Annotated in this window: 18 protein-coding genes; 9 read left to right on the forward strand and 9 right to left on the reverse strand. The window is 62.9% G+C overall.

All coding sequences use genetic code 11. The annotated features are described in order from the left end of the window. The first annotated feature begins 247 nt into the window (after window positions 1–247). On the forward strand, window positions 248–1,126 hold the full coding sequence (locus NKH54_RS03540; RefSeq protein WP_050587011.1) for a DMT family transporter: 879 nt from the start codon (window positions 248–250) through the stop codon (window positions 1,124–1,126). Between the two features lie 28 nt (window positions 1,127–1,154). Here NKH54_RS03540 and NKH54_RS03545 read toward each other — a convergent pair whose 3' ends face one another. Both NKH54_RS03545 and NKH54_RS03550 read right to left on the reverse strand, forming a co-directional pair. Next, window positions 1,155–2,465 (reverse strand): hemolysin family protein, encoded by a 1,311-nt coding sequence (locus NKH54_RS03545; protein WP_023724931.1) that lies wholly within the window; start codon window positions 2,463–2,465, stop codon window positions 1,155–1,157. Between the two features lie 70 nt (window positions 2,466–2,535). Next, a complete protein-coding gene (locus NKH54_RS03550) occupies window positions 2,536–3,243 on the reverse strand; it encodes an LssY C-terminal domain-containing protein (RefSeq protein WP_352443337.1) in 708 nt (235 codons plus the stop codon). A 112-nt stretch (window positions 3,244–3,355) separates the two neighbouring features. Between NKH54_RS03550 and NKH54_RS03555 the strand changes: the two genes are divergently transcribed. Beyond that, window positions 3,356–4,075 (forward strand): gamma-glutamylcyclotransferase, encoded by a 720-nt coding sequence (locus tag NKH54_RS03555; RefSeq protein ID WP_023705875.1) that lies wholly within the window; start codon window positions 3,356–3,358, stop codon window positions 4,073–4,075. A gap of 20 nt (window positions 4,076–4,095) precedes the next feature. On the opposite strand, the gene NKH54_RS03560 is transcribed toward NKH54_RS03555, so the two are convergent. The 3 genes from NKH54_RS03560 to NKH54_RS03570 all read right to left on the reverse strand — a co-directional run bounded on the left by NKH54_RS03560 (window position 4,096) and on the right by NKH54_RS03570 (window position 6,720). Further along, window positions 4,096–4,887 carry an extensin-like domain-containing protein gene (locus NKH54_RS03560; protein ID WP_353027714.1) on the reverse strand — a complete coding sequence of 264 codons (792 nt, stop codon included), beginning with the start codon at window positions 4,885–4,887 and terminating at the stop codon, window positions 4,096–4,098. A 132-nt stretch (window positions 4,888–5,019) separates the two neighbouring features. Beyond that, window positions 5,020–6,096, reverse strand: coding sequence for an extensin-like domain-containing protein (locus NKH54_RS03565; protein ID WP_023689711.1), 1,077 nt, complete (start codon window positions 6,094–6,096; stop codon window positions 5,020–5,022). 198 nt (window positions 6,097–6,294) lie between these two features. Then, complete coding sequence (locus tag NKH54_RS03570) at window positions 6,295–6,720, reverse strand: DUF3775 domain-containing protein (RefSeq protein ID WP_023683751.1); 426 nt, start codon at window positions 6,718–6,720, stop codon at window positions 6,295–6,297. A 229-nt stretch (window positions 6,721–6,949) separates the two neighbouring features. Between NKH54_RS03570 and NKH54_RS03575 the strand changes: the two genes are divergently transcribed. Together NKH54_RS03575 and greA are read left to right on the forward strand one after the other, a co-directional pair. Continuing rightward, window positions 6,950–7,486 (forward strand): tetratricopeptide repeat protein, encoded by a 537-nt coding sequence (locus tag NKH54_RS03575; RefSeq protein ID WP_023683752.1) that lies wholly within the window; start codon window positions 6,950–6,952, stop codon window positions 7,484–7,486. 286 nt (window positions 7,487–7,772) lie between these two features. Continuing rightward, a complete protein-coding gene (gene greA / locus NKH54_RS03580) occupies window positions 7,773–8,246 on the forward strand; it encodes a transcription elongation factor GreA (protein WP_023671981.1) in 474 nt (157 codons plus the stop codon). 24 nt (window positions 8,247–8,270) lie between these two features. Here greA and waaC read toward each other — a convergent pair whose 3' ends face one another. From waaC to rfaD, 3 genes are read right to left on the reverse strand one after another with little or no spacing between them, the layout of a single operon-like run. Beyond that, the gene (gene waaC / locus NKH54_RS03585) at window positions 8,271–9,245 is read right to left on the reverse strand and encodes a lipopolysaccharide heptosyltransferase I (RefSeq protein ID WP_023825336.1); all 975 of its coding nucleotides are present in this window, start codon (window positions 9,243–9,245) and stop codon (window positions 8,271–8,273) included. Beyond that, a complete protein-coding gene (gene waaF / locus NKH54_RS03590; RefSeq protein WP_352594808.1) occupies window positions 9,242–10,249 on the reverse strand; it encodes a lipopolysaccharide heptosyltransferase II in 1,008 nt (335 codons plus the stop codon). Before waaF ends, waaC begins: the two co-directional genes overlap by 4 nt. Then, complete coding sequence (rfaD, locus tag NKH54_RS03595) at window positions 10,222–11,172, reverse strand: ADP-glyceromanno-heptose 6-epimerase (protein ID WP_352594810.1); 951 nt, start codon at window positions 11,170–11,172, stop codon at window positions 10,222–10,224. The genes waaF and rfaD overlap by 28 nt, the downstream gene beginning before the upstream one ends. A gap of 133 nt (window positions 11,173–11,305) precedes the next feature. Here rfaD and NKH54_RS03600 point away from each other — a divergent pair, with 133 nt between their 5' ends. From NKH54_RS03600 to NKH54_RS03620, 5 genes are all read left to right on the forward strand, one after another. Beyond that, on the forward strand, window positions 11,306–11,938 hold the full coding sequence (locus tag NKH54_RS03600) for a LysE family translocator (RefSeq protein WP_023689716.1): 633 nt from the start codon (window positions 11,306–11,308) through the stop codon (window positions 11,936–11,938). A gap of 124 nt (window positions 11,939–12,062) precedes the next feature. Beyond that, a complete protein-coding gene (gene rfaE1 / locus NKH54_RS03605) occupies window positions 12,063–13,556 on the forward strand; it encodes a D-glycero-beta-D-manno-heptose-7-phosphate kinase (RefSeq protein ID WP_023671976.1) in 1,494 nt (497 codons plus the stop codon). Between the two features lie 8 nt (window positions 13,557–13,564). After that, a complete protein-coding gene (locus NKH54_RS03610) occupies window positions 13,565–14,137 on the forward strand; it encodes a D-sedoheptulose-7-phosphate isomerase (RefSeq protein WP_023671975.1) in 573 nt (190 codons plus the stop codon). Beyond that, window positions 14,130–14,783, forward strand: a complete 654-nt coding sequence (locus tag NKH54_RS03615) for a D-glycero-alpha-D-manno-heptose-1,7-bisphosphate 7-phosphatase (RefSeq protein ID WP_023671974.1) — start codon at window positions 14,130–14,132, stop codon at window positions 14,781–14,783. Before NKH54_RS03610 ends, NKH54_RS03615 begins: the two co-directional genes overlap by 8 nt. A gap of 206 nt (window positions 14,784–14,989) precedes the next feature. Then, window positions 14,990–15,970 carry a phosphodiester glycosidase family protein gene (locus NKH54_RS03620; RefSeq protein ID WP_245260033.1) on the forward strand — a complete coding sequence of 327 codons (981 nt, stop codon included), beginning with the start codon at window positions 14,990–14,992 and terminating at the stop codon, window positions 15,968–15,970. Between the two features lie 422 nt (window positions 15,971–16,392). Here NKH54_RS03620 and NKH54_RS03625 read toward each other — a convergent pair whose 3' ends face one another. After that, entirely contained in the window at window positions 16,393–16,869 is a 477-nt protein-coding gene (locus NKH54_RS03625) for an Lrp/AsnC family transcriptional regulator (RefSeq protein ID WP_023689719.1), read from the reverse strand. Between the last annotated feature and the right edge of the window lie 2 nt (window positions 16,870–16,871).

Raw genomic sequence — 16,871 nt, forward strand, 5'->3', positions numbered from 1 at the left:
TAGAGGCTTTGGCTGCTTTTGCCATTCTTCCAGCGGATCAATCATGGGTGAGGGCAGGCTGGGGCCGATAGCGAAAGGCGCTGCCGACGCACCGAATTCAAATCGAGGGGCTGCGAAGATCGGTTGGACCGCCATATGCACGGCCCTGCCATCTGGCCTGTCCGTCCTCCCCTGATATATCCGGCTGCGATCCATCACATGAGCATGCCCCGTGAAGTCACCCAGCCTGTCAGGCGTCGTTTCCCCCATGACCCCGGTGCTGGTCTGTGCACTTGCGATCTTCCTTCTGTCCGCCATGGATGCGGCGATGAAAATCCTGGTCATCGCCGTCGGTGTCTACAACACGGTGCTGTGGCGAAGCATGCTTGCGAGCGTGGTCGCGGGCACGGCCTGGGCGGCGGGGCCGCGTTCCCTTCCCACGCCTTCCGTGCTGCGGCTACACGCGCTGCGCGCCGTGATCGTGGGCATCGTTCTGCTGTCGTTCTTCTGGGGCCTTGCCAGATTGCCGCTAGCGGATGGGATCGGGCTTAGTTTCGTCGCGCCGCTGTTCGCTCTCCTGCTGGCGGCGCTGCTTTTGGGCGAACGCATACAGCGCCAGGCGATCTGGGCGTCGCTGGCGGGCATCGCCGGCGTCGTCATCATCATGGCCGGACAGTTCGGGCAAGGGAACTATACCGGGGATGCCCTGCTTGGCACGGTGGCGGTGCTCGCATCGACGGTGTTCTACGCCTACAATCTGATCCTCTCGCGGCGGCAGGCGCTGGTGGCCAAACCAGTCGAGATCATGCTGTTCCAGAACCTGTGCGTTGCCGCCGTCCTTCTCCCCGCCGCTCCCTGGCTCGCGGTTGCCCTGCCGGGCAATCTCTTGCTTCCACTGGCCGGGGTGACGGCGCTGTCGCTCTCCGGCCAGTTCCTGATGAGCTGGTCCTACGCGCGGGCCGAAGCGCAATATCTAATCCCGACGGAGTATTCCGCCTTCATCTGGGCGATCGTGTTTGGCTGGCTGTTCTTCGACGAGGCGGCGACCTGGACCACGCTGGCTGGAGCGGCCCTGATCGTGGCCAGTTGCCTGATCGCCTCGCGCTCCAATCCGAAGCTTGCCGAACCGATCGAAGCCGCGGTCTGAGGGCGCTATTCGCTTTGACGGCAGAGCGTCAACGCACCACTTCGCGATGGCCGCTGGGCAGCCGGGTGGCGATCAGCTTGTCGATGCGGCGGCCGTCGAGGTCGACGACCTCGAAACGCCAGCCTTGCGCGTCGACGCATTCGCCGGTCGCCGGCAGATGGTGCATGTGCGACAGCACATAACCGGCGACGGTCTCGTAGTCGCGGTTTTCCGGCAGGTCGATACCGAGAACGTCAGCCATCTCGTCGGCTTGCATGTATCCCGCGAGCAGCCATGAGCCGTCCTCGCGCTTGACGGCGTTTTCCTCGTCGCCGGCGTCGGTATCGGCCCGGAAGACGCCGGTGATGGCCTCGAGGATGTCGGCAGGTGTGACGATCCCTTCGAAATGGCCGTATTCGTCATGCACCAGCGCCATCGGCACGTCGGATTCCTTCAGCTTCTGCAGCACATCCAGCGCGTCGGCCTGGTCGTAGACGATGGGGGCGGCGCGCACATGCTTGCGCGGATCGAGTGCGCGGCCGGCGAGCAGGGCGGCCAGCACGTCGCGCGTCTGAACAACGCCAACCATGACGTCGACGCCGCCATCGCCGGCCGGCAGGCGCGAATGCTGGGTCTCCATCAAGAGCTTGCGGATGGCACCCTCATCGGACTGCAAATTGATCCAGTCGACCTCGGTGCGCGGCGTCATCACGGCGCGCACGGCGCGATCGCCGAGCCGCATGACGCCGGCGATCATGCGCCGCTCGTCGGATTCGATGGTGCCGTGGTGCTCGGCCTCGGCGACCAGCATCTTGATCTCTTCGTCGGTGACTTTCTCCTCGCTCTCGCCGCGCTGGCCGAGCAGCCACAATATGGCGCGGCCGGAAATGTCGAGCAGGAACACCAGCGGCGCCGAGACGGTGGCTAGGATGGTCATCGCAGGCGCCGCGCGGGCCGCAACACGCTCGGGATCGCGCAGCGCGATCTGCTTGGGCACCAGCTCGCCGACGATCAGCGAGAAATAGGTAATGATCGCAACGACAATGCCGACGCCGAGCGGGTCGGCGATGTTTTCGCGCATGCCGGTCGTGGCCAGGTACACCGAAAGCCTGTCGCCCAGCGTGGCGCCGGAGAAGGCGCCCGACAGCACGCCGACCAGAGTGATGCCGATCTGCACCGATGACAGGAATTTGCCGGGATTGGAGCCGAGCGTCAGCGCACGCCCGGCGCCATTGACGCCGCGGTCGATCATCGCCTTGAGCCGCGCCGGGCGCGACGACACGATGGCGAGCTCGGACATCGACAGAAGGCCGTTCACACAGATGAGGACGACCACGGTGGCGATTTCGACGTATAGCATCAGGGCTCAATAGCATTGCGGCGGGCCGCAGGAAAATAGTCCGCGATGATTTTTGGGAAATGACGGTGGTTCAGGGGAATTGCCTGAGCACCCCGACAAGAGTCTTGCCGTCGGTGAAATAGGGATCGCCGCCGCCGTTGCGTCCGGTCCTGGTGGCGCCGATGCCCGGGATGTCGCTCGCCGAGGTCACCATGCCGGCCGCCGACAGGTCGTGGATCACGAGATCGCGCTCGGCGTCGATGTCAGGGGCGATATGGTGGGTGATGGCGCCGGTATCGTGGCTGAGACCAACGCCGCGGTCGAAGCTGGCCGAGCCCATCCAGAGCGTTCGGCCGTCGTCGCCGGTCGCATCGCTGCGCCAGAAGCGGACATGATGGCGCCGGTCGGCGCTCCCGCCGACCGGCTTTTCGAAGGCGAGATCCTGGGCGCGGCCTTCGAACAGCAGCCGGCTGACCGGGGCGTCAGGATAGGGATGGTCGAACAGCACGCTCTCACCGATTTCGATCGCGGTCTTTAGCGTCACGCCATCGGCCGTATCCCATCCGGTCATGGCGAAGGCATGGACCATCTCTTTTTCGGTACCGACAAGGCCGATATTGATCGGGTCGCCCGGAATGCCTTGCGGCGTGTGTGTCACCATCTCGAAAGTCTGCGTGCGAAAGCCGCGGTCGCGAACCGTCCAGAATTCCGGCGCAGCGACATAGGCGAGGGCCAGCCAGACCGCCAGAAGAGCGGCGAGCCAGGTCAATGCGCGTCGTTGCAGGCTTCGTCGGCTCATGAAAGCGGCTCGATCCGTGCGGTATCTGTGCCTGACGGACCCTGGAAATCAATGGCCAGCGGCGAGCAGCCGTTCTATCGTCGGCCATCGTTTTTGCGGGGGGTGAGCAGGAATGGATAAGAAGCCGGTGGGTCGCAGCTCGATGGCATTGACCGCGGACCTTGTCGCAAGGGTCGAACGTGTCGAACCGGATCCGGGTCCCGAGCCCGGAACAACCGAGCATACAGACGCGGAGTTCGATAGTCTTGTCGAGCAACTTCTGTCGGAGCATCGGCCTGAAGCGCTATGGGTCTTTGCCTACGGGTCGCTGATCTGGAACCCCGAATTTGCCCATGTCGAGCAGCGCCCGGCCACGGCGCCAGGATGGCACCGCTCGTTCTGCCTGACGCTGACCCGTTGGCGCGGAACCCGTGATTTGCCGGCGCTGATGCTGGCGCTCGATCGAGGCGGCAGCTGCAACGGCATCGTCTATCGGCTGCCCGCGGAAGACCATGTCGGGCAACTTGGCCAGTTGATGCGCCGCGAGATCGATGCCAATCCGCCGACTAACGTGCCATGCTGGATCAAGGTCAAGACCAAGGATGGGCCGTTGCGGGCCTTGGCTTTCGTCGCCGCGCCAGACGGCAGGGCCTATGCGGGCCGGCTGCCATTGGAGCAGGTTGCCGACACGCTGGCGCGGGCTGCCGGGCATTGGGGCTCGTCGGCTCAATACCTGTTCCGAACCGTCAGCAAGTTGGAAGAGAGCGGTATCCGCGACAGGAACCTTTGGCGCATCCAGGATCTGGTGGCCCAGCAAATCATCGCTTCCACCAGGAACGCCAATCCCGACTGATTTCTGAACGGTGAAACGCCTTAGCGGCAGGCGCGGTAGCCGCTTTTGCGGTTCTTGATGTCGAAATGGAAATGGTTGCGGTGATCGTAATTGTAGCCGGGACCGAGCACGGTGGTGAAATACTGGCAGCCGTCGGCACGCACATTGTTGAGGAAGCCGCGGGTGCGGAAGGCAAACAGGCCGGGCTTGCGCACGTCGATGTCGTCGCCGTTGTTGAGCTCGATGCTCATGACGTCGAGGGCGTTGCCCTTGCCGTGCTCGGACAGGACACCTTCGCCGGCGATGTTGCGGCAGGAATAGCTTGAGCCCTGGTGGATGGTCTTGACGCCCGAGAAATAGCGCCAGCGGGCGGAGGGAACCAGTTCGTTGCTGGTCCAGGCGGCGAAACTTGCGGCCATGTCGCAGGTCAATGTTGCGGCGGGCTTCATCTGGATGCCGCCGATGGCGGAGACCTTGACCGGCCAGTCTATGCCGCACTGTCCCTCATGGGTCGGCTGGACATCGGTGTAGACGACGCGAAGGCGCTTCAGCTCGCCACGGCAATCGGTTTCGCTGGCCGGCATCTGCTGCGGCTCCGACTCCGACATCGGCTCGTCCATGCGCGGATAGGCGGCAGTCATATAGGGATTGGACGGGACGAGCTTCTGCATGCCTTCATATTGCGGCACGGCCGCGGTCTGCGAGCCGACATCGACGGCCGGCTGCAGCGACAGCACGCTGCCAGTGTTGCAAGCCGAAACGGCGGCCAGCGCAAGACCGGCGGCCAGTATCGCTGCGCTTTTTGCCTTCGCGGCGCGAAATATTGCGGCCATGGGCGGAATCCTGTCCTTGATCGGTGGGATTTTAACGATCAAGGGTAAAGGAAAACTCAGCGTCCGCGTTCATGCCTGCGGCCGAAATGCGGCAGCCAGACCATCACTGGCATGACGATCACTGAAGGGCCATCACTGGCAGAAAGTGCCACCATTCCGGCGCGGTTCGAGATCGAGATGGAAATGCAGGGAATGGTCCGGGTCCGCGCCCGGTCCAAGCACGGTCTTGAACGGTCCGCAGGCGGCCTTGCGCACCGCATTGAGGAATTTGCCGTCCTTCTCGGGCGGCGTTGGACCGACTTCGACCTTTCTGCCATCCGACAACGTGAAGCTGGCAATATCGAGCGCGTTGCCGAAGGCATGTTCCGACAGATGGCGCGTGCCGTTGCGCGGCCGGCAGACAAAGGCCGATGCCTGGTTGATCGATTTCAGGTCGGCTCCGAACTCGGCTTTCGCCGCCGGCTGTATGATTTCGGCGGCAAAGCGGGCTGCCGCTTCGGCCATCGGGCAGTTGAGTTCGGTCGCGGGGCCGATGGCGATGGATTTTCCGAGCGACTTCAGCACCAGGGGATAGGGGATCGAGCAGCCGATGTCGGGATTGCTTTCCGCCTTATGCTCCTCGAATTCGACACCAAGGGCCGTCAGCCGCTCGCGACAGGCGACTTCCGCCGCCGGCATTTTTGCATCGGGCAAATCGGCCGAGCGCGCATCGGGCAGCATCTTCTTGTCGCCGGCATCGGGTTTTTCAGGTGGTTGCGGAGCAACGGCCGGCGGCTGAGCTTCAGGTTCCGAAGTGTCTGGCTTTTGTGTCGGAATCGGCGCCGCGGCCGGCGGCTCGGGCTCGCTTTGCCTATCGGTCGATGGCTTCGGGGCTGACGGTCCGGGCCGCGCCTGCTTTTTAAAACCGGATTTTTCTTCGTTGAATCGATCGTCATTGGACCGGTTGGGCGCGCCAAGGGGGTTCGGACCTTCGGCCTTTTGCTTTTCGATCGGTGCCGCGCCGGTCTTCGGCGCCTCTGAAGGACGCGCCTCGGGCAGCGGGACAACGCGCGAGGGCTGCACCGGAACATCGGCGGGCGAGGGCTTTTTATCCGGGGTCTTTTGTTCCACCTGCTTTGGCGTGATGTGCCGCTTTGGACTGGGCTTCTGGCGGTGCTTACTGCGCGGCTTAGGATGCGAGTCGACCCGCGGTGAAAACAGCTGCTCCAACCGCTGTGACAGCGGCGTGTAATGCTTCTTGCGCTGTTTGGCGTCGGCTTGCGTCAGCAGGGGCGTCAGCAGCAGAGCCGTGACGACCATGACCAGTGCAACTCTGCATGTTCGGGAAAGTACAAGCGACCCCATCCTCCTCAACGGCGCGAGCGCCCGGAGGTTGCCTGCGGCCCATCACGAACGGTAACCACGCCGTTACGCGCCAATCGCTTCCAGCCCTTCTTCCAGCCAGTCGGCCAAAAGCGGCATGCCGAGCAGGTATTTCGCCGTGCGCTTGTTGGCGCGGTCGCGCGCGGCGGCAACCGCATCGGACCATTCCGCTGCGTCATAGTCGCCGCGGCCGACCCAGGCCAGCGCGATCAACTCGGCCGCTTCGTCGACGTTGAGGTCGTTGATCAGCTCGCGCAGCTCTTCCTCGGTGAGGTCTTCCGCGCTTTCCTCCGCCAGACCGTCATGGTGGTGATTGGCATGTGATTCACCATCGAGCTCGACCTCATGCTCGGCACCGTCGGCATAGTCTTCGTTGACGGCAGCACTCAGTCCCTTTGCCTTGAGAATGAACAGGCGCACGGTGTCCGGGCCGATCGATAGCTCCCATTCCCGCTCACGGCGCTGTTGCACTCTCGGGCACCCCCGCTGATCATTTCCGGAATGATAGCGGATTTGCAGCGCGCGTCACGTCATGTTCTGATCCCTGGCTCCCGCCTTTGACCGAATTCAGGTTAGGCACGGCCGCACAAATAGTTTCGGCGGCTGCGGGTTTCCGGGATGAAAAGTCTGCATCCCGGCGTTAGCTTTTCATTATCGTCATTATCCCTCAAGATCGTCATTATCCCTCAAGGAGGCTTCGATGCATAAAAGAGTGTTGATCCAGGCGGCTGCGGCGCTTGTGGCGCTGCAGTTCTTTGCGGTTCCGGTGTTTGCGGCCGGCGGCGGTGGCGGTGGTACCGAGACCACCACCCAGTGCAAGAAGGGGCAGGTCTGGGACAAGAAAAAGCAGAAATGCGTCGCGCCGAAGTACGGCATGCTGGACGACGACAACATCTACGATGCTGGTCACGACCTGGCCATGGCCGGGCGTTATGATGAGGCGATCGCCGTGCTCAGCCTTGCCGCCAACAAGCAGGATCCACGCATCCTCAACTATCTCGGCTATTCGCATCGCCATTCCGGCCGTGTCACCGTCGGCCTCGGCTATTACGAGGAAGCGCTCCGCATCAACCCGGATTACACGCTGGTGCGCGAATATCTCGGCGAGGCCCATCTGCAGATCGGCGATCTGGCCGGCGCCCAGGCGCAGCTGGCCGAGATCGAGAAGCGGACGGGCAAAGATTCGCGCGAATACGGCATGCTGGCCGAACAGATCTACCATTTCATGAGAAGCTGACCCCACCCCAACGGCTTCTCTGGGCCGGCTGCGAGCAATCGCAGCCGGTTTTTGTTGTCGCAACTGCAACACGCTGCACATGCCGTGACGGCAATTGCGCAAGGGCTCATGATTTTTCAAAAAGCCTGCTTTTTCAGCGTGAAAAACGCGCGAGGATCGCTATATTGGGGAAAATTGCGGTGAAACGGTTCCGTTAGCCCGAGGCTGCCGGACCCGTTTTCTTTTTATACCCATCGACAAGGCTTTCCCCGAAATGCGGGGGTGGCGGCAGGAAAGGTCAGGCATCATGAACAAGGTCCCGATGACAGGCGAGGGGTTCGCGTCATTGAAGGAAGAGCTGCGTTGGCGCCAGCAGGAGGAGCGGCCGCGCATCATCGAGGCGATCTCCGAAGCGCGCTCGCATGGCGACCTGTCCGAAAATGCCGAATACCATGCCGCCAAAGAGGCGCAGAGCCTCAATGAGGGCCGTGTCAACGAACTGGAAGACTATATTGCTCGGGCCGAGGTGATCGACGTCACCAAGCTTAGCGGCGACAAGGTCAAGTTCGGCGCCACGGTGGTGCTGGTCGACGAGGACACCGAGGAAAAGAAGACCTACCAGATTGTCGGCGACCAGGAAGCGGACGTGAAATCGGGCCGTATCTCGATCTCATCGCCGATCGCGCGCGCGCTGATCGGCAAGGAAGTCGGCGACGCCATCGAGGTCAACGCGCCTGGCGGCGCCAGGGGTTATGAGATCGTCCAGGTGCAATTTATCTAGCACCTCAGATACTTCTGAAAGGCTCTAGGCTGGTGCTCGTGATTTGAGCGCCAGTTGCTTCTTAGCTTCCGCCACCACCTTCGCCGGCGTTAGGCGCTCCCCCGATGCGGCCAGCAACGTTGAGGCATATTGCCCGCGCGGGCCGGTCAAACCCGGCTCGGTCGCCAGGAACACCGCGACCGTCGGCAGGCCGAAGGCGCTGGCGAGGTGGGTCAGACCGGTGTCGGCGCCGATAACCAGCGTCGAGCGGCCAAGGATCGCGGCAATGTCTGCCAGCGGCGATCTCGGCACCACGATCGTTGACGGCACGGCTTTCGCGATTGCCTCGGCGACCGCCTTCTCACGCTCGTTCGACCAGGTGGTGACCGGCGTCATTCCGGTACCAACCAGCAGGCGAGCGGTTTCGATCCAGTCTTCGGCGGGCCATTTCTTGTCTTCGCGGCTGGTGCCGTGCAGCAGGAAGGCCGTCTTGCCGTCGATGCCGGCCAGGCGGCCCGGAGGCGGCACAATCCCGGATGCCAGGGTCGAAAGGTCGGGCTCGTAGCCGAGCGCCAGCCCGAACAGCCGGCGCGTGCGTTCGATGGCGTGCAGGTTGCGCGGCACGGCGTATTTGCGCTGGTAAAACAACGTTGCCGAGGGCTCCCGCGCGCTTGCGCGGTCGAAACCTGCGATTGGTGCCGCTGCCTGTTTCGCCACCAGGGCCGATTTCAGCAGCCCCTGCGCATCGATGACGAGGTCGTACTCGCCTGCTTGCAGAGCGCGGCGCAAGCTTGTCGCCTCCCGCCATGTGCCGGCGTTGAACAGATGCTTGCGCCAGCGCCGGATGGCGACGGTATGGATCTTTGCTATCGCCGGATGCAGCGCGACGATGCCGGCAAAGGCCTCTTCGACGCACCAGTCGAAGGCGATATCGGGGCGCTTGCGGCGTGCATCTTCGACGGCGGGGAAGGTGTGGATGACGTCGCCCATCGAGGAGGTCTTGACGATCAACACCTTCATGCGGCGGCCGGGAGTTCCAGCAACCTGTCCGCCGCCGCTGCCACTCGGGCAACGTCCAGCGTCTTCAGGCAGTTGAGGTGGCCGAGCGGACAGACCTTCCGGTGGCAGGGCGAACAAGACAGATGCAACCAGATCAGTTCGCGCTGTTCAGCCAACGGCGGCGTGTTTTCCGGCGAGGTCGAACCGTAGACGGCAACGACCGGCGTGCCGACGGCGGCCGCGACATGCATCAGCCCGCTGTCGTTGGACACCGCCAGCCTGGCCGCGGCGATCAGGTCGATGGCGTCCTCCAGCCGCGTCTTTCCTGCCAGATCGACGACACCGGGCGCGAGTGCTGCGATCTCGGCGGTGACGTCGCGATCGTTCTTCGAGCCGAACAACCCGACCTTGAATCCTTTCGCCATCATCTCTCTGGCGAGGCCGGCATAGCTTTCGCTAGGCCAGCGTTTGGCCGGACCGAATTCGGCGCCGGGCATCATGGCGACGAATTTTCCCGGCTGAAGTGCGAAGCGAGCGAGCAGCTCTTTCTGATTGCCGGCGTCGACGGTGAGCCGCGGCGGCCGGAAATGTCCGCCTTGGGCGAGGCCAAAATAGGCCTGCGCGGTGTGCCGTTTGACGGCATCGGGCAGCGGCAAGATGTCGGTCAGCAGGCCATAGCGCATTTCGCGCAAATTGCCGAAACGGCGCGGAATGCGGGCAAAGAACGGGATCAGCGCCGATTTCCAGCTACCCGGCAGGACGTAGGCCATGTCGTAGCGGCCGCGCAGCAGGCGGCCGAAGCGGCGGCGAACGATGAATTCAAGCGCGCCGGGTTGCAGCGGGAAATCGATCTGCTGGCGAATCTCGGGCATGCGCTTGACCAGCGGGGCCGCCCAGGCCGGGGCAAGCACGTCGATGGCGGCGTTGGGATGGAGCTCCTTCAATGCCGAGAACAGGCACTGAGCCATGACCATATCGCCCACCCAGCGTGGGCCGATCACGAGGATCTTTGGGCTTTCAGCCATTCGACATAGTCTCTGACGCCGGTTTCCACGCTGCGGAATTGCCCATTATAGCCGGCTGCGCGCAAGCGGGACATATCAGCCTGGGTAAAACTCTGGTAGCTGCCCTTGAGGTGATCGGGGAATTCGATGAACTCGATCTCGCCCTGGCCCAGCGTATCGATCACGGTCTCGGCAATGGCGCGGAACGGCTGGGCGCGGCCGGTGCCGCAGTTGAAGATGCCGCTCGAGCCGCGCTTCCACAGCCACAGATTGACGTCGGCGACATCGCCGACGTGAATGAAGTCGCGGCTTTGTTCGCCGGGGCCGAAGCCGTCATGGGCGCCGAACAGCTTTGGGTTTTCGCCGCGCCCGACCTGATTGAACAGATGGAAGGCGACCGAGGCCATGGCGCCCTTGTGCGCCTCGCGCGGGCCATAGACGTTGAAGTAGCGCAGGCCGGCGACCTGCGAATGATCGGTGTCGAACACAGTGCGCCTGACATAGTCGTCGAATAGTTTCTTCGAATAGGCGTAGACGTTGAGCGGCCGCTCAAGTGCGGGCTCCTCGCGAAACTCCGAACCGCCGCCGTAGACGGAAGCCGAGGAGGCATAGAGGAAGGGCACGCGCAGCGACAGGCAGGCATGCAGCAGCCGTTTCGAATAGGCGTAGTTCACGTCCATCATGAACTTGCCGTTCCATTCCGTGGTGGTCGAGCAGGCGCCCTGGTGGAAGACGGCCTCGACGGGGCCTAGGTCGCCGGCTTCCAGGGTGGCCAAGAATTCGTCCTTGTCGAGATAGTCGGCTATCTGCAAATCGGCCAGGTTGGCGATCTTGTGGCCGTCGGTGAGGTCGTCGACGACGAGGATGTCATCATGGCCTTCGGCATTGAGTGCGGCGACGATGTTGGAGCCGATCATGCCGGCCCCGCCCGTGACGATGATCATGAAGGCCTCTGGTTGCTTGCGATTCCGGTCCTTATAAGGGAGGGCAGCCGGGCTGTCGATGAAGCACCACGACGCCATAGTGAGACCGCGAAGCGCCCGCTTTATTCGAGGCCCGCAAGCTAGGGGACAAAAAATGCCGTCGACCGAACTGCTCATTGCGTTTTTCGCCACCACGGCGATCTTTGCCTATATTCCAGGACCGGCCATGCTCTATGCCGCCGCGCAGACCATGGCGCGCGGGCGCTGGTCGGGGCTGACGGCGGCACTTGGCATCCATCTTGGCGGTTATTTCCATGTCTTTGCGGCTGCCGCCGGGCTGTCGGTGCTCTTCCATGCGGTGCCGCCGCTCTACATGGCGGTCAAGCTCATCGGCGCGCTCTATCTGATCTGGCTTGGCGTGTCCTTGTTCCGCAAGCGCGGGGACGGTGACAGGGCGCTGCCGGCGATCGAGCGCAAATCGGCGCGCCGCGCATTTTTCGAGAGCATCACCGTCGAAGTGCTCAATCCGAAGACGGCGATCTTCTTCATGGCGTTCCTGCCACAGTTCATCGATGCCTCGGCGGGGTTCCCGGTGTGGCTGCAATTCGTCGTGCTGGGCACCATCGTCAATTTAATGTTCTCTTCGGCAGATATTGTCTGCGTGTTGCTGGCAGGCATGGTGATCGCCCGGCTGAAGCGCTCCAGCCGTGCGCAGCGCATCATGCAGAGGGCGGGCGGGGCGGTGCTGGTCGGACTGGGCGTCCACGTCGCGTTGCAGAAGAGCTGACGGCCGCCCTGACGTTGCGCTGCGCGGATTTGCGGTATATCGGCTTCGCCATGAACGATCCGGCCCGTAAATTGACAATTTTCAGCGTGATTGAGGTCGGCCTTTCCCTCGCATTGCCAGTGACATGATCAAGCACAATCCGCCTTCGCCCGAACCTTTGCACCGCGCCATTGCCCGCTTTGGCGACGTTGCCGTGCTGGTGGTCGGCGACTTCATCCTCGACCGTTTCGTCAACGGCGTCATCGAGCGCATCTCGCCGGAAGCGCCGATCCCGGTGCTGCACGGGCGCGGCGAGACCTCGACGATGGGCGGCGCAGGCAACGTTGTCGCCAACATCGTCTCGCTGGGTGCCAGCGCTATTCCCATATCGGTGATCGGCACCGATGTGGCCGGCGACAATCTGGTGCGCATGCTGCGCGAACTCGGCGCCGATACGGCTGATATGGCGCAGGAGCGCGGTCGCATGACGTCGTCGAAGAGCCGCTTCAGCGCGCTCAATCAGCAGGTGCTGCGCTTCGATGAGGAAGAGATCAAGCCGCTCGACGACAAGGAACGGGCGGACCTGGTCCGGCATTTTCGCGCCGCACTCACGCGCGCCGACATCGTCATTCTGTCCGACTATGGCAAGGGCATCTTGCTCGACGGCGTCGCCGCCGACCTGATCGCCATCTGCCGCGAGGCGGGAAAACCGGTGCTGGTCGATCCCAAGGGCCGCGACTATGCGCGCTATGCCGGCGCGACCGCCATCACGCCCAACCGCAAGGAGCTTGGCGAAGCTGTCGGTCGCCCGGTTTTCGCCGACGACGAGATCGTCGCGGCGGCACGCCAGCTGATTTCGGCACATGGCTTCGACTTCGTCGTCGCCACCCGCAGCGAAAAGGGCATGAGCGTCGTCGGCGCGGATGAGGCGCGCCACATCGCCACCCAGGCGCGCGAAGTGTTCGACGTTTCGGGCGCCGGCGATACGGTAATCGCGAGCTTCGCGCTGGCTCTGGCCGCGGGCGCCGATCGCGTCATGGCCGCCTCCATCGCCAATGCCGCCGGCGGTGTGGTGGTGGGCAAACGCGGCACCGCGCGGCTGACCGTGGAGGAACTAACCGGCGCGCTGTTCCGCTCGCACGGCCCCACCGCCCATAAGGACGCCATCCTCGATGCCGCATCGGCCGCGCGCATGGTGGCGGCGTGGAAGGACGAGGGCCTGAGCGTCGGCTTCACCAATGGCTGCTTCGATATATTGCATGCCGGCCATGTCAGTCTTCTCCACGCGGCGCGCAGCCAGTGCGACCGGCTGGTGCTCGGCCTCAACAGCGATGCCTCGGTGCGTCGGCTGAAAGGCGCAGGGCGCCCGGTCAACGATCAGCATGATCGTGCCTGCGTGCTCGCCGCCCTGGCCTCGGTCGATGCGGTCGTGGTGTTCGAAGAGGATACGCCGCTGGCGCTGATCGAGGCGCTTCTGCCCGACATTCTGGTCAAGGGCGCCGACTACACGGTCGAAACCGTTGTCGGCGCCGATGTGGTGCAGAAGGCGGGCGGGCGCGTCGTCCTGGTCGACCTTGTCGCCGGCAAGAGCACCACCGGCACGATCGGCAAATTGCGCGCCGGCGGCGGTACTAACTGAGGGATTTCATGTCCGGACTGAATGACTATCTGGTCCGCTCGGCGGCCGCGATCACCGCGACAGTCGAGCGTGACCTGACCGCCGAGATGGAACGTGCTGTGAGTGCGGTCGTCGCCGCGCTTTCCTCGGGCAAGGCGCTGCTGGTCTGCGGCAATGGCGGCTCGGCCAGCGACGCCATCCACATTGCCACCGAACTGGTCGGCCGCTTCCTTAAGGAGCGCAAGGCCTACAATGTGATTGCGCTGCCGGCCAACGCGGGCATGCTGACCGCCTGGGGCAATGACTATGGCTTCGACACCGTGTTTTCGCGCCAGGTCGAGGCGCATGGCGCGCCCGGCGGCGTGCTGCTTGCCATCTCGACCAGCGGCAATTCGCCGAGCATTCTGGCTGCCGCCGAACAGGCTCGGATGATGGGCATGACGGTGGTCAGCCTCACCGGCGACAGCGGTGGCAAACTCAAGCCGCTCACCGACATACTGCTCAACGTGCCCTCGACCTCGACGCCGATCATCCAGCAGGGACATCTCTGCCTCTACCACTATCTCTGCGAGGTGGTGGAAGACCGTCTGTCGAATGGCTGACACCGGGGCCTACGGTCCATACCCGCTGGCTGAGCCCGGCCTGTGGGTTGAGCGGGTGGGTTCGCGGGTGTTTCCAGCCAACGCGCCGGCGCTGTTCCTCGACCGCGACGGCACCATCAATGTCGACACCGGCTATCCCGACGATCCAGCCAAAATGGCGCTGCGCGACGGCATCGTGCCGGTCATCGCGGCGGCCAACCGGGGCAACATCCCGGTGGTCATCGTCACCAACCAGTCCGGCATCGCGCGCGGCTATTTCGGCTGGAAGGAATTTGCCGCGGTCAACGGCCGGGTTCTCAAGCTGCTTGCCGCCGGCGATGCCTTCGTCGACATGGTTCTGGCCTGCGCCTACCACGAGGCGGGCAGCGGGCCACTGGCGGTCGCCGACCATCCAATGCGCAAGCCCAATCCGGGCATGCTGCTACAGGCCCGGCAGCGTCTCGGCCTCGATCTCAAGCGCTCGCTGATAGTCGGCGACAAGGCCGCGGATATGCAGGCCGGACAACGTGCCGGCCTGCCGCGCGGCTGGCTGGTGGATGGCGAGGGAAGTAATGAGCCGGGCTTCGAGGTTCTGCCGCTGCGCAACCCCGATGATCTGGAACGGCTTTTGAGAGCTGTCGAGTCGCTCGGATCGAGACTGATTTAGCTTTCCGGATCTGTTGCGACGCAATCTCAATGGGTTAGCTTGAGCGTTTCACCGTTTCGCAGAAACGGCGAGCCGATCCATTTCTTTGCTTTGACGCTATTCCCCAGGAAAGCACCACGCTCTTTTGCGGAAAAACTGCAGAGATCAGACATCATTCAAGCAAGAAATTTGCAGATGTCATTCCATCGAAGAACGAGGGGAATTCATTGAAGAAAGCAATCTCTGTTGCCGTTGTCTTGTTGATATTGGCTGTGCTTTCAGCCGTGGGGTATGTCTGGCAAAAACACGGCGTGTATGGGCTCAATGCACTTCTTCGCCGCGGCGGAAGCTACTGGATCGCCGTTGCACCCGACGATGCGCGTCTCTCGCCTGCCATGCAGCTTGCGTTGAAATCGGAAATTCCTGATGTGACCGCTGGAGCCAGCTCATGGAATGAAACCGAGCCTGGATTCCAGGTCAGAGAAATCCCCGTCATGGCGGGCGACCGTGAAATTGACCGGCTCTATCTCAACCGTTTCGATCCAGCCAAATTCCGTTTCGTTGCCCGTAACGAGCCCAGTGGTGCCAAGGACATCGACCAGTGGGAAGCGGCACTCAATCCACAAGGCACAGGCGGCACCGTTCTGATCGTCAATGGCAGTTATTTCGGACTGAAGGGCGAAGCCGACACGCCCTTTGTCAGCATGGGTGCGAGGCTCGGGCCGGATGAATACGATGCGAAGGCCGGCGCCTGGTTCGTGAATGCCTCCGGCACGCATGTGGTCGATCTCAATTCACGTGACTGGCGCGCAGTCACGGAGAATGCCGAAAACGCTATGGTTTCCTATCCATTGCTTGTCGGTGAGGACGGCCGCAACAATGTACGCGCCAAGAGCAACTGGTTGGCCAACCGCACCTTTATCGCGGAAGATCGTCAGGGCTGGATCATCGTCGGTTCGACCAAGGACGCTTTCTTCTCGCTGGACCGGCTAGCAAACTTCCTGTTGCAGACCGACCTCGATCTCAAGACGGCGCTAAACCTCGATGGCGGGCCTGTTGCCTGCCTCAGCGTCCGCTCCGGGAACTACCGGTTGAAACACTATGCCAAGTGGGAAGCCCAGGTCGCGGATGGCGACGTCTCACTGCTTCAAGCACCGCTAGATGTGCCCTGGGGATTGCCTGTTGTTCTCACGGTGGAGCGCAGGTAGCAGATCCTGCCCTTGGCAGGGTGGGTCAAAGTACTCCCGATTCCGTAGCTGAAACCGGATGGCATATTCAACCTTGGCCGCTCATGTTCACGCAATCTGACCCGGAATACCCTACGATTTCGGCGCCAGAATTCGCTTTCTGGCTCATATTCGTCGTCAACATGATTGTGATCGGCGCGGCGTTCTCGCGTCAAAAAACATTTTCCGTCTCAAATGGTTGCCGCATGTCATCACATTCGTCTGGCTTGCTTGCTCACCTATTTTGCTAGCCTTTTTAGCTTTGCCGTGGATGTCCCCTGGTGAGAGCCCCGGCCCTGGGGACGGCTTCATTCTTTTGCCAGTTGTCGGAGAGGTAGCAGTGTGTCTGTTGGGGTATGTCTTGGTCGGCGTCGCACATGCTTTTTCGAAGTTAATCTCGCTTATCAGGCGCTGAACGCCACCAGCCCTTCGTCCTTGACGCGGCGGATGGTCAGCGCGGTGCGCACCGTGTCGACATTCGGCGCCGAAGCCAGTTCTTCGATGACGAAGGTCTGGAAGGTGCCGAGATCACTCGCCACGCAATGCAGCAGGAAGTCGGATTCGCCCGAGACCATCCAGGCGTCGCGCACGATCGGCCAGCCGCGAGTGCGCTCGGCGAAAGCTTTGAGCTCCGCGTCGGCTTGGTGATGCAGGCCGATCAGGCAGAAGGCGACGACATCCATGCCGAGCGCCGGCGCGTTGAGCAAGGCGCGATAGCCTCTGATGATGCCGGTTTCCTCCAGCCGCCGGACACGGCGCAGGCAGGGCGGGGCGGAAATGCCGACACGGCTCGACAGTTCGACATTGGTCATGCGCCCGTCGGCCTGAAGCTCGCGCAGAATCTTCCAGTCGATGGCATCGAGGTCGGCTTTCAGGGGCATGG

It is taken from the genome of Mesorhizobium sp. M1004 (assembly GCF_040318795.1).
Lineage (GTDB): Bacteria > Pseudomonadota > Alphaproteobacteria > Rhizobiales > Rhizobiaceae > Mesorhizobium.

Coding starts and splice junctions, on each gene's coding strand:
- NKH54_RS03540 (WP_050587011.1), top strand. CDS start 248: ATGACCCCGGTGCTGGTCTGTGCACTTGCGATCTTCCTTCTGTCCGCC.
- NKH54_RS03545 (WP_023724931.1), bottom strand. CDS start 2,465: ATGCTATACGTCGAAATCGCCACCGTGGTCGTCCTCATCTGTGTGAAC.
- NKH54_RS03550 (WP_352443337.1), bottom strand. CDS start 3,243: ATGAGCCGACGAAGCCTGCAACGACGCGCATTGACCTGGCTCGCCGCT.
- NKH54_RS03555 (WP_023705875.1), top strand. CDS start 3,356: ATGGATAAGAAGCCGGTGGGTCGCAGCTCGATGGCATTGACCGCGGAC.
- NKH54_RS03560 (WP_353027714.1), bottom strand. CDS start 4,887: ATGGCCGCAATATTTCGCGCCGCGAAGGCAAAAAGCGCAGCGATACTG.
- NKH54_RS03575 (WP_023683752.1), top strand. CDS start 6,950: ATGCATAAAAGAGTGTTGATCCAGGCGGCTGCGGCGCTTGTGGCGCTG.
- greA (WP_023671981.1), top strand. CDS start 7,773: ATGAACAAGGTCCCGATGACAGGCGAGGGGTTCGCGTCATTGAAGGAA.
- waaC (WP_023825336.1), bottom strand. CDS start 9,245: ATGAAGGTGTTGATCGTCAAGACCTCCTCGATGGGCGACGTCATCCAC.
- waaF (WP_352594808.1), bottom strand. CDS start 10,249: ATGGCTGAAAGCCCAAAGATCCTCGTGATCGGCCCACGCTGGGTGGGC.
- rfaD (WP_352594810.1), bottom strand. CDS start 11,172: ATGATCATCGTCACGGGCGGGGCCGGCATGATCGGCTCCAACATCGTC.
- NKH54_RS03600 (WP_023689716.1), top strand. CDS start 11,306: ATGCCGTCGACCGAACTGCTCATTGCGTTTTTCGCCACCACGGCGATC.
- rfaE1 (WP_023671976.1), top strand. CDS start 12,063: ATGATCAAGCACAATCCGCCTTCGCCCGAACCTTTGCACCGCGCCATT.
- NKH54_RS03610 (WP_023671975.1), top strand. CDS start 13,565: ATGTCCGGACTGAATGACTATCTGGTCCGCTCGGCGGCCGCGATCACC.
- NKH54_RS03615 (WP_023671974.1), top strand. CDS start 14,130: ATGGCTGACACCGGGGCCTACGGTCCATACCCGCTGGCTGAGCCCGGC.
- NKH54_RS03625 (WP_023689719.1), bottom strand. CDS start 16,869: ATGCCCCTGAAAGCCGACCTCGATGCCATCGACTGGAAGATTCTGCGC.